This window comes from Parasedimentitalea marina, assembly GCF_004006175.1.
Taxonomy (GTDB): Bacteria; Pseudomonadota; Alphaproteobacteria; order Rhodobacterales; family Rhodobacteraceae; genus Parasedimentitalea; species Parasedimentitalea marina.
The window spans coordinates 4,267,950-4,282,070 of record NZ_CP033219.1; the positions used below are offsets into that span (position 1 = coordinate 4,267,950).

Sequence of the window (14,121 nt, forward strand, 5' to 3'; positions counted from 1 at the left end):
TGCAAGCTGGTTCGCGTCTTAGCCGTCTTGGTGCGTGATCGCAAAGCGTTCCTGTTCCTTCGGAGCGATAGACGGGCCCGGCGTGCGGAATGTCACCATTGTTGCACCGTTCTGCACCGGAGAAACCTTACAGATCATAGGATCACCGCTGCGCAGCTGGACGTGTGTCCACCACGGGTCGCGGTTTTCGTGGCCGTTTACAAAGTCGCGCAACTCGCCCCAAGTGGGGGTTGCGGCGCACATGTCCTGCCAGACACGGCATGCATCAACCACCGATACCTTGGCAAAACTGGCTTCAGGGTCCATCTGCCACAAATCATGGTAGGCTTTGTTAGAAAACGTCATGGTGCCGTCATTTGCGAACACTGCAATGGCCTCGTCCATTTGGTCCATGATCGATTGGCCCATTTCCAGCTCCGAGCGGAACTGACGAGTCAGGGTGATTTCGGCAGTAATGTCTTCGAACAGGAAGGCAACGGCCCCGTCAGGGTGCGGACGACCGCTTACCGAATAGACTGAACCCGAAGGCAAAGACCAAGTTTCCTGATACCGGCCTTCAGCTGCAGCTTCGAGAAGGTCGGCCATTTGGTGGCGCCAGCTGGTGTAGTTTTTCGGCTCGGGCATCATCCGTTGATCGCGAAGGCGGTCAAAGAAGCTAAGCAAATTTGGCCGCGAGCTGAGAAAGTTGGCGGGCAGTGCGGTAAGGTCAATCAGCACTGGGTTAAACAGAACCAACTGGCGATTACGGTCGAAAATGGCCAGGCCGATGGACAGCTGAGCAAAGGTTTTTGCCAGTGTCTGAACAAAGTTCCGCTGGGCGACTTCGGCGTCGACCACCGCGTTGATGTCGACCGCGTGACTTAGCCAACCAGCCTCGGTTTCGGTGGTTGAGATATTGTACCACAGTTTTTTATTACTGTCGGGCAGTGGGATAGAGATCCGCTCTGCTTTGCCGCTGGCCATTGGTTCGGACAGGTCAGCAAACAGCGGATCGGCGAAATCTACATTACGTCCGCGTAATTTCTGGCTCAGATTATCATAGGCCAAGTTGGACCAGGTCACTTCGTCATCTTCGGATTGAAGCCAGACCGGATAGGGTGCCTGATGCACAGCGGCACGCAGAGTGGTCAACTCTTGGTCAAGGGACTTGTCCTTCGCCACGGATGCACTGCGGCGCAATTGAACACGGGTGATACCGTCGATCCATTCACAATGCGCTTCGTGAGATTCGGCAGTCGCAGTTCCGGACAGTACAAGTGGTCCGACATCTTTTAAAAAGCCTGGTGACTGGGGCAGGCCCGGATAGCTACGTGACAATTGATCCCGCAGGGTGGCCCAACTGAACCCTTCAGCCCGGTCGCCAATGAACTTACGTGCCCCTGTGGACCAGCCGATCAAGTTAGAATCATCAAACAGAAAAACGGCGTCTGCCCGGTCATCACCAGATAGCAGATCTTGCTCCAGACTTTGATGCCCAGAGGTAGGAGAGAGCCACCAAACAGCAACTGCTGCAGTGGCTGCACATAAAGTCGCCAAAACAAGCCATTCCATGGAGACGATGTTTTGCATGTTATCCTGCCTAGTTTAGATGATATTTACCTTATCTTGCCTCAATAATAGTTAATTGATGTTTAACTGGTTGCCAAAAGATGAATAGTTAAATTTCTATCGGTTGGTTCCGGCCTAATGGGACCGCATTTTCGCCTTCTATTGCATCGATCTTCTGCCGGGGCCAGTACACTTCGACAACAGCGCCCTGCCTGTCGGAGTGAATGCTAATAGATTGCGATGGATCAGAGCCATTGGCAAAATGCAATTTTGCCCCAGTACGCTCCAGTAGAGTTTTGGCAATGAAGAGCCCAAGCCCCATACCTTCATACTCGGGGCGTGTTTTGCGATCACTGTCGACGCGGCCTTGCCGAACAAAGGGATCGCCAATCCGCCCTAGCATCTGCGAGGGGTAGCCAGCGCCATCATCATAGATACGCAGAGTGATGTCATCGTCGGTCCATGACGATTCAACCCAGACATTGGCGCGGGAATAATCCACGGCATTCTGGACAAGATTTCGTAACCCATGGATGATTTCTGGTTTACGCAGGACGGTTGGTTGCTGAAAGCCCCCACCTTCGTCCGGGCCCTCTTCAAAATGAATAAACTTTCCGCGATGCATATGTGGCTCAGCAGCTTCATGAACCACGGTGGAAAGAGGCGCCTGGCGCAGATGTAGGTCATCTTTGCCTGCCCGCCCCATATCCCGAAGAATATCGCGGCAGCGGTCGGCCTGCTCGCGAATCAGCGCAGCATCGACACACAGATCGGGACGGTCTTCCAACTCTTCAATCAATTCTGCACTGGCCAGTTTAATAGTGGCCAGTGGGGTGCCTAATTCGTGCGCGGCCGCCGCAATTACACCGCCCAGGTCGGTCAATTTCTGTTCACGAGACAGGGCCAGTTGAGTTGCCGCCAAAGCATCAGACATGGAGCGCATTTCTGAACTGATCCGGTACGAGTAGGCGCCCAAAAACAAGACGGCGATGATAATGGCAGTCCAGTTGCCAAAGACAAAAACATCCGGAATTCGCAGAACGAAGCCTTGAGCAGTACGTAACGGTACGTGGAATTCGGCCATTAGCGTCACTAAGATAATAGCAGTGCCGCCGATAATCAGGGTAGAACGCAGCCGCATCATGTTGGCGGATATCGTAACCGGGCCCAGTACCAGAATTGCAAACGGATTGTTCAACCCGCCGGTGAGGTACAGCAGAAAAGAGAGCTGCATCAGGTCGAACAGGACAGTCAAAAAGTTCTCAAACTCTGACAGGCGTTTGTTCTCGGGAAAGACGAACATTGCCACCAGGTTTCCAACGATTGAAACACCAATTGCAAAATAGCACAGGCCCAGATTTAGCTGGAGGTTGTAAAAACCCTGGGCGACGGCAATGGCAGAGATCTGCCCCCCGATGGCGATCCATCGCAGCAGAATCAAGGTGCGCAACCGGATCCAGTGGCTGCGTTCTTGTCCGCTCATCAGGCCAATATTTGTCTCAGTCACGTTTGTTCAGCTCCGGTTGCATCGGCTGTAATTCTTGATAGGTCTGGCACCAACACGATCAACATATCACGTATCATTCAAGGTGTGATCTTATGAACCGTTTATACGCCATTCTTGCCTCTGTTTCTGTTGCTGCCCTGGTGGGTGGTGTTTGGGTTATGACCCAACGCGGCGCAGAGGCAGATCAGTTTGCTCAATGCCGCAGCAGTCAGATTGCCGGTGGTGCAGCACAGATTGGTGGACCATTTGAACTGGTGAACGCCAAGGGAGAGACTGTTACTGACAAAGATGTGATCACCGAGCCGTCGCTGGTGTATTTCGGGTATACGTTCTGCCCCGATGTTTGTCCGATGGATACCGCCCGCAATGCTGATGCGATTGATGTGTTGGCGGAACGCGGTCAAAGCGTGACTCCGGTTTTCATTTCAATCGACCCAACACGAGATACTCCTGAAGTGGTTGGTGAATTTGCTGAAAACCTTCATGAGCGAATGATTGGACTGACGGGATCTTTGGATCAGGTAAAAGCGGCCAGCCGGGCGTATAAGACGTATTTCCAGGCGCAAACAGGTGATGATGAGTTTTATCTTGTTGATCACTCGACCTTTTCCTACCTCGTGCTGCCCGAGCAGGGTTTTGTCGAGTTTTTCCGCCGCGATGTAGAGCCCGAAGAGATGGCCGATCAGATCGGTTGTTTTCTGGACAAAATGTAGCTGTTTGACGTTTCTCGCCCGCCCGGTAATATTCTTGCTTAGCTACCACCTCAATCTGGCACAAAGGACTGACCATGGCCGAAACTGCTCCGCAGGAGATTGGACCTGACAAGACATTGTTGCTGGTTGACGACGACGAACCATTTTTGCGCCGCCTGGCCAAAGCCATGGAAAAACGTGGATTCGAAGTTGAAACTGCCGGATCTGTAGCGGCAGGACGCGCTGTCGCAACAGCGCGCCCGCCGGCCTATGCGGTTGTTGATTTGCGGCTTGAAGACGGGAACGGTCTGGACGTGGTTGAAGTCCTGCGAGAGAAACGCCCAGATAGTCGGGTGGTTGTGCTGACAGGCTACGGTGCCATCGCCACGGCCGTGGCAGCAGTGAAAATTGGCGCCACTGATTATCTGAGCAAACCAGCTGATGCCACGGATGTTACAAATGCACTGCTGGCGCATGCGGATGCGTTACCACCGCCGCCAGAAAACCCTATGAGTGCTGACCGGGTCCGTTGGGAACACATTCAAAGAGTGTATGAGCTTTGTGATCGCAACGTGTCAGAAACAGCGCGTCGATTGAATATGCATCGTCGTACGTTACAGCGCATTTTGGCTAAGCGGAGCCCGAAATAGGCTCTTATTAAGGGTGAATGGCTCGGCTTTCCGGGCCAATACACGGTGGTATTTTATTGCAAAGCCAAAAGTTCGGCAAAGCGTTCGACAAACAATTTACGAACTTCGACGGGTGGTCTCAGCTGAATTTTCAGGTCACCAATCAGCTCTTCGCTGGGCCTGCCAAAGAGTTTGTTGGCCTCTTGCACCGAGAAACCAGCGATTTGAACAGCTTCCATCCAGGCGCTAATGTGGTCTGCTTTTTTGATCTGCTTTTTTACAGTGACAGGCAGTGCAGCCGGTAGTCCAAATCTAAGATGAATAGCGGCGGTCAAGCGCGCGTCCAATTCCCCATATGATGGACCAATCGCAGCTTTGACCGGTGAAATCATGTCTCCGATCACATATTCCGGTGCGTCATGCAGCAAGGCAGCCAATCGCCATTTTACTGGCGCTTTGGGGTTGATGCGGCCGTACAGTGTTTCAACAAGTAGCGAATGTTCCGCCACTGAATAGGCAAACTCCCCTATTGTCTGACCGTTCCAGCGCGCCACAAATGCCAATCCATGGGCAATATCATCGATCTCGATATCAACCGGAGTAGGATCCAAAAGATCCAGTCGTCGCCCTGAAAGCATCCGTTGCCAGGCGCGTGGGGGAGTGGCCATATTGACGTTCCTTTTTGGGACATTCTTAAGTTCGAAATCCCTAAGATGCATCCCGTTTTTACATCAGTATCACGTATTGGAAACAGCATGTTGAAGCCGCGTGCTTTGAAAAACAGGGTGAAAATACTAATATTAGATACACAGAAGGGAGCCGAGGCACGCGCCTGGAACCCCTTTTGAATGGTGAACTTGAACTGAAAAGGAGAATGTTATGTTCAAGCGATTATTAGGGATTTCGATTATCTTTGGAATGGCTGCAACAGCACCGCCGGCCTTGTCCGCTACCTGTGGAGATCGCGGCGACGTGATCCACCAGTTAGAAAGCCAATATTCCGAACAATTGACCTCAGGCGGCTTGCAAACGGCCCCGTCCAAGAATTCTGTAGTGGAAATCTGGTCCTCAGAAGAAACTGGGACCTTTACAGTGCTAATGACCCAACCAAACGGGATCAGCTGTATCGTGGCCGTTGGAACCGACTACTTTGGCATCGGTCCGAATAAAAAGCCAAAAGGCTCGGCCAGTTAACCAGCCCAGACGTGAAATCCGACGCTCAATCCGGGCATCTTCGTTGCTTGTCAACCATTGCAATGTTAGGGCCTCTCTGACTTATCAGAAATCGGATTGGAGACGACGATGGCCGAAGATTACTTTGTCAAGGATATCGCGCTGGCCGAGTTTGGCCGCAAAGAACTAGACATCGCCGAGACTGAAATGCCGGGCTTGATGTCCTTGCGTGCGGAATATGGCGAAGAAAAACCGTTGAAGGGCGCACGGATCGTTGGTTCGTTGCATATGACGATCCAGACAGCCGTTTTGATCGAAACCCTGGTGGACCTGGGTGCGGATGTGCGTTGGGCGTCGTGTAACATTTTCTCGACACAGGACCATGCAGCGGCAGCGATCGCAGCAAGCGGCACTCCGGTTTTTGCTGTTAAGGGCCAGACACTGGTCGAGCATTGGGACTATCTAGACAAGTCATTTATGTTCCCAGAAGGTGCCAACCTGATCCTTGATGATGGTGGCGATGCTACGCTTTATGTTCTGCTGGGAGCCCGTGTTGAGGCCGGCGAGACTGATCTGATCGAAGTTCCAACTTCAGAAGAAGAAGAAGCCATCTTTGCGCAGATCAAAAAGCGCATGGCGGCAAGCCCTGGCTGGTTCACCAAAACCCGTGAAGACATACTGGGCGTCTCGGAAGAGACCACAACAGGTGTGCATCGCCTGTATGAGCTGCAGAAGAATGGCCAGTTGCCTTTTCCGGCAATCAATGTGAACGACTCGGTTACCAAGTCGAAATTTGACAACAAATACGGCTGTAAAGAATCGCTGGTTGACGGCATTCGTCGTGCCACCGACACCATGATGGCCGGTAAGGTTGCCGTGGTTTGCGGTTACGGCGATGTAGGCAAAGGCTGCGCTGCTTCGCTGCAGGGGGCCGGTGCCCGCGTTAAAGTCACCGAGGTCGACCCGATCTGCGCATTGCAGGCTGCTATGGACGGTTTCGAAGTGGTCGTTCTGGAAGATGTCGTCGACAGCGCTGACATTTTCATCACAACAACCGGCAACAAAGACGTGATCCGTATCGAGCATATGCGCGAGATGAAGGACATGGCGATTGTTGGTAACATTGGCCACTTTGATAATGAAATTCAGGTCGCAAACCTGAAAAACCATAAGTGGACCAACATCAAAGACCAGGTCGACATGATCGAGATGCCCTCGGGTAGCCGTCTGATCCTGCTGTCCGAAGGCCGTTTGCTGAACCTTGGCAACGCCACTGGCCATCCGTCGTTTGTGATGTCAGCATCGTTCACCAACCAGGTTCTGGCGCAGATTGAGCTGTGGATCCGCGGTGATAACTACAAAAACGAAGTTTATATTTTGCCTAAGCATCTGGATGAAAAGGTCGCGCGTCTGCACCTGGACCGGATTGGCGTTAAGTTGAGCACGCTTAGCGATGAGCAGGCGTCTTACATCGGCGTTTCCGCCGAAGGCCCGTTCAAGCCCGAGCACTACCGCTACTAAGGGGTACCCTTTAGCTGTGCCGTGAAGGCAGCGTATTAATGGAAACAGCCGGTCAATCCTTTGACCGGCTGTTTTGTTGTATGGGCCGGCTGGGTTCAATCCTCGCCGAAACCAAAAGTTTCCGTCACGTAATCAATGTCCTTGTCACCGCGGCCAGACAAGTTGATCAGGATGGATTTGCCTGGGTTTTTTGGTGCCGCGCGAATGGCAAAGGCTAACGCATGGGCGCTTTCCAGTGCAGGAATAATGCCTTCATGACGTGACATAGCGTAAAAGGCGTTCAACGATTCCCTGTCATTGGCCGAGGTATAGTTGGCCTTCCCGGTACGATAGAGATGCGCGTGTTCTGGACCTATGCCCGGGTAATCCAATCCTGATGCCACAGTGTGCACAGGCGCAGGATCGCCATTGGCATCTTTCAGAACCATTGTGCGGAACCCGTGAATGTCGCCGTCTTCACCAAAGGCGATAGTCGCCGCATGTTCACCCAGCTTGGACGAGGTGCCCATCGGTTCAACCCCATATAGCGCAACATTAGCATCGTCGATAAAGCCTGAAAAAATGCCCATGGCATTAGATCCACCGCCAACACAGGCGGCAACAATATCGGGAAGATCTCCGGTCATATCCAAAAACTGTTCGCGGGCTTCGATACCGATAACATGTTGAAAGTCACGGACAATCATTGGAAACGGGTGAGGGCCCACAACTGAACCAATCGCAAACAGAGCTTTGTCTGCTTGCGACATATAGCTTTCAAAGCAGCTGTCGACGGCCTCTTTTAAGGACCGCCCGCCAAAACCGACGGGAACCACTTTGGCGCCTAATAGCTTCATCCGGGTCACGTTTGGCGCTTCCTTGGCGATGTCGATCTCGCCCATGTGGATTTCGCAGTCCATACCGAAATAGGCGGCAGCGGTGGCAAGGGCGACACCATGTTGGCCGGCGCCAGTTTCGGCCATGAGTTTCTTCTTGCCCATGAATTTGGCCAGAAGGCCCTCGCCCATGCAGTGGTTCAGCTTATGCGCACCAGTGTGGTTCAGGTCCTCGCGTTTGGCATAGATCTGCGCACCTCCGGTCAGATTTGATAAGTTCTTCAAATGGCTTACCGGCGTTGGGCGACCCTGAAAATGTTTGCGAATGTAGCGAAGGTCCCGAATGAAGTCGGATAATTTCGAAATCTTCTCATAGGTTTCGCGGATCTCCGTGAAATGTGGTTCTAGTGGTGGTGGCAGTTGTGCTCCACCATACTCACCAAAAAAGCCCTCGCTATTGGGCGTTGTTTTTAAATATGAAGACATCCGTCTCCCCTTCTTTGTTTTACTCTCTGAGTTGACGAATTCTGCGCCGTTCACTCAATAGGTGAAAAGAGCGCATGCTATGGAATGAGACAACCCGGTAAGGTAGGCCGCGATCCCCTTTGTTGGGGAACCCTGTTAGAATTTTCCCTTTGTTAAACAAAACTATGCCGATAGGTTTAGTCATATTGGGAGTTTCCCAAGTTCAATTTTCAACAATTCAACTGGAACCAAAACCATGGGTAAAAGAGACGATTTGATTGTGCAGTATGCGGATGATCTGAAAAACAAATGCGGTATGGAGCCGGATATGGATCTGCTGACCAAGGTCACCATTGGCTGTGGTCCAGCGATTTACAACGCGGATGCATCAACTGTAGCGTCAAGCCAAGAGAGTGAACTTGAAACCGTAAAAGAGAATTTTCTAGTGAAAAAATTGGGCCTGGCAGACGGACCTGAGCTGATGGCGGGGATCAATGCGGTCGTTGAGATCTACGGAAAATCAGAGCGCAACAAGTATCGTGCGGTCGTTTATTACATGCTGACCAAACACTTTGGGAAAGAATCAGTCTACGGCTGATTATTTGCGACCAATAGAAAACTGCGCCTGCCCTTGTGGTAGGCGTATTGCATTTGAACGGTATTGTTCGGGCAATTGAATTGCGGAAAACCCCTGGCTTGGGTATCAAGGTTTTACGGTCAGGATGGCCAGGAACCAGAAATTTTCATACGCGTGTGGTGGCTTGGGAGCACGCGGGGTGAGAGGGAAGGTCCTGAGCAATCGGACCTTCCCTTTTTCATATTTTCTAAGCGGTATTTAGTCAGCTTCGACTGAATCATTTATGCCGGATCAGTCCGCCTCGGTTTTACCCAGAGCACAGACTATGCGCCATTCACTTTCGGTGACCGGTTGTACCGAGAGCCGTGAATTGCGAACCAAGATCATGTCTTCAAGCCTGGGATCTGCTTTGATCTGGTCTAGTGCCACCGGTTGCGCAAATCCGCGCACTGCCTTGATATCCACACATTCCCAGCGGTCATCATCAATCGTGCTATCAGGATGCGCCTCGGCACAAATCTCGACAATTCCGACCACCGATTTTTCTTTTTGCGAGTGGTAAAAGAAACCGCGATCCCCGATTTCCATCTGACGCATGAAGTTGCGCGCCTGATAATTGCGCACACCGTCCCACTCCTCACCTTCGGCCCCCTTGGCCACCTGGTCATCCCAGCTCCAGGTTGATGGTTCGGATTTGAACAGCCAATATGCCATTAGCCAATGACCTTTTTCCAGGTGATCAAGTCAACGGTCTCGAATAAGTCGGCCTTTGCATAGGGGTCACTGTCTGCCCAAGCCTGTCCTGCAGCCATGTCTTCGACATCTAGAATGACAAGCGACCCGACCATATTGCCTTCTTGGTCCAGCAGCGGACCAGCCTGAGCTACTGCACCAGTGTCTTCAATATAGGCAAGATGCGCTGTGCGATTGTCGAGCCGGGTCTGAAGGGCGCCGGGCCTGTCGCGGGCAATCAAAGCAATTAACATTTTATTCCTCTTTTAATGGTCTTGCTAATAATTGAGCCACTGCATCGGCAATCGTCAAGCGCTGACTGACCAAATTGGTTACCGTTTGGGTGATCGGCATGTCGATTTTCATGTCATCGGCCTTTGCGGCAGCAGCCCGCGCAGTGGCAGCTCCTTCGACCGTTATAGTGGGATCAAACGTTTCCCCACGACCAATCGACAGGCCTAGCCGATAGTTGCGCGACAGGTTTGAACTGCAGGTCAGTGTCAGATCGCCAAACCCGGACAGCCCGGCCAGCGTTTCAGGCTGTGCACCGCAGGCAATGGCCATGCGCTGCATTTCGGCATAGCCTCGTGTCATCAACGCCGCGCGCGCACTGTCGCCAAGCCCGGCTCCGATCACGGCACCACAAGCAATGGCCATCACATTTTTCAATGCGCCACCTTGCTCGGCACCAATGGTGTCGGTGGTTCGATAAAGTCGCAGGTTTGTGGTCGTCAACTGTTGCTGCAAGTCTTTGCCAAGCGGGGCGTTGTTGCAAGCCAGTGTCAAAGCGGTGGGAAGTCCCCGGGCAATATCATCGGCAAAACTGGGACCGGTCAGCAGGGCGGGTTGCGCGCTGGGCAGGGCTTCGCGCAGGACCGCAATAGGGCCAAGACCGGTATTCAGCTCAATACCTTTGCAGCAGGCAACGACAGTTTTGCCAGCCAGAAATTCGCAATGTTCGTTCAGGACGGACCGGAGCTTTTGCATCGGAACGGCCAGCAATAGTGTCTGATTTTGCGCTGCATCTGTAATACTGTCTGTGACTGACAGGCCGTCTGGCAATGGCACTCCGGGCAATCGTTTCATATTTTCGCGGTCGGACTGCATTGCTTTTGCATGGTCCGGATTTCGCGTCCACAAGGTTACAGGACCATTGCCAGACAGAGATATCGCCAAAGCGGTGCCAAATGCGCCTGATCCAAGAACCGATACGCTCATGCCTTGGCTCCTTTGCGGCCACTGCCCAACATAGCGGGGCTGGTTTGGTCCAACGGCCAGCGCGGTCGGGCGGTAAGGTCCATTCCATCACGCGCACCGGCCCTAAATCGCTCTAGTCCTGCATAGGCGATCATTGCGGCGTTATCAGTACACAGATGCAGCGGAGGAGCTGTGAACACGGCACCCATTTCTGCGCAAGCAGTCTCTAATCCAGCCCGTATGGCGGTATTTGCTGCCACACCGCCAGCCACTGCAACGGTGGGTATGGCGGGATTTTCTTCAAGGTACAGGCGAATGGCGCGGCGTGTTTTCTCGACCAGAACATCCACCACAGCGGCCTGAAACCCTGCGCATAGATCAGCCCGATCCTGACGGGTCAAACCACCTTTTTCAGCCGCAACCTGATCCCGCATACGCATCAGCGCCGTTTTCAACCCAGAGAAGGAAAGATTGCAATCAGGTCGGTCCAGCATGGGGCGAGGAAACCTAAACCGTTTTGCGTTTCCTATTTCCGCCTCGGCCTGCACGGCTGGCCCACCAGGTTGTGGTAGTCCAAGCAAACGTGCAGTTTTGTCAAAGGCTTCACCTGGGGCATCATCGATGGTGCCACCCAATCGGGTAAAGTCCTCGGGGCCGCGGGCGATAAGGTATTGGCAGTGTCCGCCTGAAACCAAAAGCATGAGATAGGGGTAGGCAATCGCGTCAGTCAGTCTTGGCGTTAACGCGTGGCCTGCCAGATGGTTGACCCCGACCAGAGGCAGACCGGTCGCGGCCGCAATACCTTTGGCACACATCACCCCCGACATCACTCCACCAATCAGACCTGGTCCGGCAGTGACGGCAATTGCATCCAGATCAGCCAAAGCCAGACCAGACCCCGTCAATGCGTCGCGCACGCACACGTCCAGTTTTTCGGCATGGGCACGGGCGGCGATTTCCGGCACGACGCCACCATAGGCGCTGTGCAATTCATTTTGGCCAAAGACAACCGAGGATAAAATATCCGGTAAGTTGTCGCCATTTTGCCGGACCACTGCCGCCGCAGTGTCATCACAGCTGCTCTCGAGCCCAAGAATTGTCAGTGTTTGTGTCATCGTCTTGCCGTTGCATCACAGTGACCTCGGAGCTACCACCTAAGGGAATGGCAAACAATCCCGGGAGAGTGGCATGGCAGTCCTGTTGATGACACGTCCGCAAAACGCGGCACGGCGGTTTGTCGCGATGTTGCCTGCAACATTGACTGCCAAACTGCAAATTATCTATGCACCACTGATGTCAGTGCAACCTGTAGGTCAAGATGTCACTCTGCTGAAGGACGAGGCGGTGATATTCACCTCTGCTAATGGTGTGTCCGCGACTGCCAGTATCCCTGATCGCGACGGTAGAACGGCCTATTGTCTGGGTCGACACACCAGGCAGATTGCCGAGGACGCGGGATGGCAAGCCCAAATGTGTGGCAATACGGCGGATGACGTTGTGGCGGATCTTTTGCAGCGTCGCCCATCCGGGTTGCTTGTACATCTGCGTGGCCAACATTCACGCGGGCAAATTGCCGAGCGATTGTCTAAGGCGGGACTGCCATGTCGGGAAAAAATTATTTATGAGCAACGGCTACTTACCCTGACTGACGAGGCAAATTCAGCGCTGTCTGCAACCCAGGATGTAATCGTGCCGATTTTTTCGCCGCGTACTGCGCGACAATTTGCCGACCTTTGCCCAATAGGGTCAGGATTTCACCTGATTGCAATGAGTGGTGCAGTTGCAGAGCCACTGAAGTCCTTGAAATATAGGGATTTGCGGATATGTAGTGAACCAGATGCACAGTCCATGGCGCTGTTGGTTCAAGACGTCGCGGCAACATTGATCCGGGTTGAGAGCGATAGGTCAGCGCAGTAGTGTCGGACTGGTTCGAATATAAGAAATTTGAGAATCGATGGGGGTAGCCGAAGTGGCTGACAAAAAGAATTCTGATCTGGTGACTGAGGGCAGCCCCAACATCGAGCCGTTACAGGCCGACACTTTAGATCCCTCCACCATTAGTGAAACTGAAGACATTGTGTCTGCAACTGTTGACGCAGTTGAGCTGGACGACATTCATAGTTCCGAGACCGAGACCGAGACCGAGACCGAGACCGAGACCGAGACCGAGACCGAGACCGAGACCGAGACCGAGACCGAGACCGCTGATCCTGCGCCGGAATTGGTTACATCTCTCCCGGAAAAGGAAGTCGAACGTGTCACTGTAAAGCGTGGCAGTTTTGGCATGGCGTTTGTGGGTGGCGTTGTTGCGGCATCAATTGGGTTTGTTGCAGGCCAAGGCCAGTGGTTGAATTCTGTTTTGCCGGCAACATTGCAGTCAGCACCTCCGGTTGATTTGACTGAGCTGGAACTGGGTCAGTCTGAGATAAGGGAAATTTTGGCTGGTTTGAGACTGCAAGTTGAGGCGAATAAAACGCCGGACCTGTCTGCGATTGAAGCCCATTTTGCGACTGAGCTGCAAAAAGTAACATCACAGATGGGTCCAGTTCTTGACCGTGTTGCTCAATTTGAGCCGCAGTTGGATGCCTTTGGAAAACGGTTGTTGGAGTTGGAAAAACGACCGATAACCGATGCCGCCTCTCCAGCTGCAGTGGCAGCTTATGAAGCCGAACTGGCCAAGTTGCAGAGCAGTTTGATTACCCAGCGCGAGGAAGTGCAGAAAATGGTGGCCGAGGCGCAAGCGCTGGATGCCGCCAGTGCCGAGGCAGTGCGTATCGCCAGCGCGCAGACCATGGTGGCCCGGTTGCGATCTGGTCTGGATGCGGGAACGGCATATAATTCGGTGTTAAGTGAACTTGCGGGGCTTGGTGTTTCGATCCCGGCAGAATTGGCGGCTTCCGCTGATTTGGGTGTTGCGACACTGACATCTTTGACCAGCGATTTCGTGCCCGCCGCCCGTTCCGCGCTTGCCGCCGTCCGCGAGGAAAGCGCGGGCAGTGGAGGCTTGCTGGCCTATGCCCAACGTTACCTCGGTGCGCGTTCTGTCACGCCGCGTGATGGCGACGATCCGGATGCCATTTTGTCCCGTGCCGAGGCTGCCATTGCCCTCGGCCAGTTGGATGATGCCTTGGCTGAAATCCAAGCCTTACCCGAAACTGCCCGAGCTGTCCTGATGGATTGGGAAACAGCCGCCAAAACACGCCAGGCCGCCGTCGCTGCTGCCGATGCCCTGGCCCATAGCCTGAACGCCAATTAAGGGAGCTAC

At 53.2% G+C, this 14,121-nt stretch carries 15 protein-coding genes; 7 read left to right on the plus strand and 8 right to left on the minus strand.

The genetic code is table 11. The features are described from left to right. Window positions 1-18 precede the first annotated feature (18 nt). A complete protein-coding gene (locus EBB79_RS20510; protein WP_127750672.1) occupies window positions 19-1,569 on the minus strand; it encodes a PAS-domain containing protein in 1,551 nt (516 codons plus the stop codon). Between the two features lie 88 nt (window positions 1,570-1,657). Beyond that, on the minus strand, window positions 1,658-3,055 hold the full coding sequence (regB, locus tag EBB79_RS20515) for a sensor histidine kinase RegB (RefSeq protein ID WP_127750673.1): 1,398 nt from the start codon (window positions 3,053-3,055) through the stop codon (window positions 1,658-1,660). Between the two features lie 92 nt (window positions 3,056-3,147). Here regB and EBB79_RS20520 point away from each other — a divergent pair, with 92 nt between their 5' ends. Both EBB79_RS20520 and EBB79_RS20525 read left to right on the plus strand, forming a co-directional pair. After that, complete coding sequence (locus tag EBB79_RS20520) at window positions 3,148-3,768, plus strand: SCO family protein (RefSeq protein WP_127750674.1); 621 nt, start codon at window positions 3,148-3,150, stop codon at window positions 3,766-3,768. Between the two features lie 74 nt (window positions 3,769-3,842). Continuing rightward, entirely contained in the window at window positions 3,843-4,397 is a 555-nt protein-coding gene (locus EBB79_RS20525; RefSeq protein WP_127750675.1) for an ActR/PrrA/RegA family redox response regulator transcription factor, read from the plus strand. 53 nt (window positions 4,398-4,450) lie between these two features. Here EBB79_RS20525 and EBB79_RS20530 read toward each other — a convergent pair whose 3' ends face one another. Next, window positions 4,451-5,044, minus strand: a complete 594-nt coding sequence (locus EBB79_RS20530) for an HD domain-containing protein (protein ID WP_127750676.1) — start codon at window positions 5,042-5,044, stop codon at window positions 4,451-4,453. A 211-nt stretch (window positions 5,045-5,255) separates the two neighbouring features. Here EBB79_RS20530 and EBB79_RS20535 point away from each other — a divergent pair, with 211 nt between their 5' ends. Both EBB79_RS20535 and ahcY read left to right on the plus strand, forming a co-directional pair. Beyond that, window positions 5,256-5,570: a hypothetical protein gene (locus tag EBB79_RS20535; protein ID WP_127750677.1), complete on the plus strand. Its 315-nt coding sequence runs from the start codon at window positions 5,256-5,258 to the stop codon at window positions 5,568-5,570. 108 nt (window positions 5,571-5,678) lie between these two features. Further along, window positions 5,679-7,070 (plus strand): adenosylhomocysteinase, encoded by a 1,392-nt coding sequence (gene ahcY / locus EBB79_RS20540; RefSeq protein ID WP_127750678.1) that lies wholly within the window; start codon window positions 5,679-5,681, stop codon window positions 7,068-7,070. Between the two features lie 95 nt (window positions 7,071-7,165). Here ahcY and trpB read toward each other — a convergent pair whose 3' ends face one another. Continuing rightward, window positions 7,166-8,371, minus strand: a complete 1,206-nt coding sequence (gene trpB / locus EBB79_RS20545; protein WP_127750679.1) for a tryptophan synthase subunit beta — start codon at window positions 8,369-8,371, stop codon at window positions 7,166-7,168. 235 nt (window positions 8,372-8,606) lie between these two features. Here trpB and EBB79_RS20550 point away from each other — a divergent pair, with 235 nt between their 5' ends. After that, window positions 8,607-8,948 (plus strand): DUF2853 family protein, encoded by a 342-nt coding sequence (locus EBB79_RS20550; RefSeq protein ID WP_127750680.1) that lies wholly within the window; start codon window positions 8,607-8,609, stop codon window positions 8,946-8,948. 270 nt (window positions 8,949-9,218) lie between these two features. Here EBB79_RS20550 and EBB79_RS20555 read toward each other — a convergent pair whose 3' ends face one another. From EBB79_RS20555 to tsaD, 4 genes are read right to left on the minus strand one after another with little or no spacing between them, the layout of a single operon-like run. Next, entirely contained in the window at window positions 9,219-9,641 is a 423-nt protein-coding gene (locus EBB79_RS20555; protein ID WP_127750681.1) for an EVE domain-containing protein, read from the minus strand. Further along, window positions 9,641-9,913 carry a YciI family protein gene (locus EBB79_RS20560; protein ID WP_127750682.1) on the minus strand — a complete coding sequence of 91 codons (273 nt, stop codon included), beginning with the start codon at window positions 9,911-9,913 and terminating at the stop codon, window positions 9,641-9,643. The genes EBB79_RS20555 and EBB79_RS20560 overlap by 1 nt, the downstream gene beginning before the upstream one ends. Before the next feature lies 1 nt (window position 9,914). After that, window positions 9,915-10,877, minus strand: coding sequence for an NAD(P)H-dependent glycerol-3-phosphate dehydrogenase (locus tag EBB79_RS20565; RefSeq protein ID WP_127750683.1), 963 nt, complete (start codon window positions 10,875-10,877; stop codon window positions 9,915-9,917). Continuing rightward, a complete protein-coding gene (tsaD, locus tag EBB79_RS20570; protein ID WP_127750684.1) occupies window positions 10,874-11,971 on the minus strand; it encodes a tRNA (adenosine(37)-N6)-threonylcarbamoyltransferase complex transferase subunit TsaD in 1,098 nt (365 codons plus the stop codon). Before tsaD ends, EBB79_RS20565 begins: the two co-directional genes overlap by 4 nt. Before the next feature lie 73 nt (window positions 11,972-12,044). Here tsaD and EBB79_RS20575 point away from each other — a divergent pair, with 73 nt between their 5' ends. Then, window positions 12,045-12,773, plus strand: coding sequence for a uroporphyrinogen-III synthase (locus tag EBB79_RS20575; protein WP_127750685.1), 729 nt, complete (start codon window positions 12,045-12,047; stop codon window positions 12,771-12,773). A 37-nt stretch (window positions 12,774-12,810) separates the two neighbouring features. Next, window positions 12,811-14,112, plus strand: coding sequence for a COG4223 family protein (locus tag EBB79_RS24635; protein WP_177627839.1), 1,302 nt, complete (start codon window positions 12,811-12,813; stop codon window positions 14,110-14,112). Window positions 14,113-14,121: the final 9 nt, after the last annotated feature.

What these genes read in the sequence shown, in the direction of transcription:
- trpB (WP_127750679.1), bottom strand. Translation starts at nt 8,371, where the DNA reads ATGTCTTCATATTTAAAAACAACGCCCAATAGCGAGGGCTTTTTTGGT.
- EBB79_RS20555 (WP_127750681.1), bottom strand. Translation starts at nt 9,641, where the DNA reads ATGGCATATTGGCTGTTCAAATCCGAACCATCAACCTGGAGCTGGGAT.
- EBB79_RS24635 (WP_177627839.1), top strand. Translation starts at nt 12,811, where the DNA reads ATGGGGGTAGCCGAAGTGGCTGACAAAAAGAATTCTGATCTGGTGACT.
- EBB79_RS20525 (WP_127750675.1), top strand. Translation starts at nt 3,843, where the DNA reads ATGGCCGAAACTGCTCCGCAGGAGATTGGACCTGACAAGACATTGTTG.
- EBB79_RS20560 (WP_127750682.1), bottom strand. Translation starts at nt 9,913, where the DNA reads ATGTTAATTGCTTTGATTGCCCGCGACAGGCCCGGCGCCCTTCAGACC.
- EBB79_RS20565 (WP_127750683.1), bottom strand. Translation starts at nt 10,877, where the DNA reads ATGAGCGTATCGGTTCTTGGATCAGGCGCATTTGGCACCGCTTTGGCG.
- EBB79_RS20520 (WP_127750674.1), top strand. Translation starts at nt 3,148, where the DNA reads ATGAACCGTTTATACGCCATTCTTGCCTCTGTTTCTGTTGCTGCCCTG.
- EBB79_RS20510 (WP_127750672.1), bottom strand. Translation starts at nt 1,569, where the DNA reads ATGCAAAACATCGTCTCCATGGAATGGCTTGTTTTGGCGACTTTATGT.
- EBB79_RS20550 (WP_127750680.1), top strand. Translation starts at nt 8,607, where the DNA reads ATGGGTAAAAGAGACGATTTGATTGTGCAGTATGCGGATGATCTGAAA.
- tsaD (WP_127750684.1), bottom strand. Translation starts at nt 11,971, where the DNA reads ATGACACAAACACTGACAATTCTTGGGCTCGAGAGCAGCTGTGATGAC.
- EBB79_RS20535 (WP_127750677.1), top strand. Translation starts at nt 5,256, where the DNA reads ATGTTCAAGCGATTATTAGGGATTTCGATTATCTTTGGAATGGCTGCA.
- ahcY (WP_127750678.1), top strand. Translation starts at nt 5,679, where the DNA reads ATGGCCGAAGATTACTTTGTCAAGGATATCGCGCTGGCCGAGTTTGGC.
- EBB79_RS20575 (WP_127750685.1), top strand. Translation starts at nt 12,045, where the DNA reads ATGGCAGTCCTGTTGATGACACGTCCGCAAAACGCGGCACGGCGGTTT.
- EBB79_RS20530 (WP_127750676.1), bottom strand. Translation starts at nt 5,044, where the DNA reads ATGGCCACTCCCCCACGCGCCTGGCAACGGATGCTTTCAGGGCGACGA.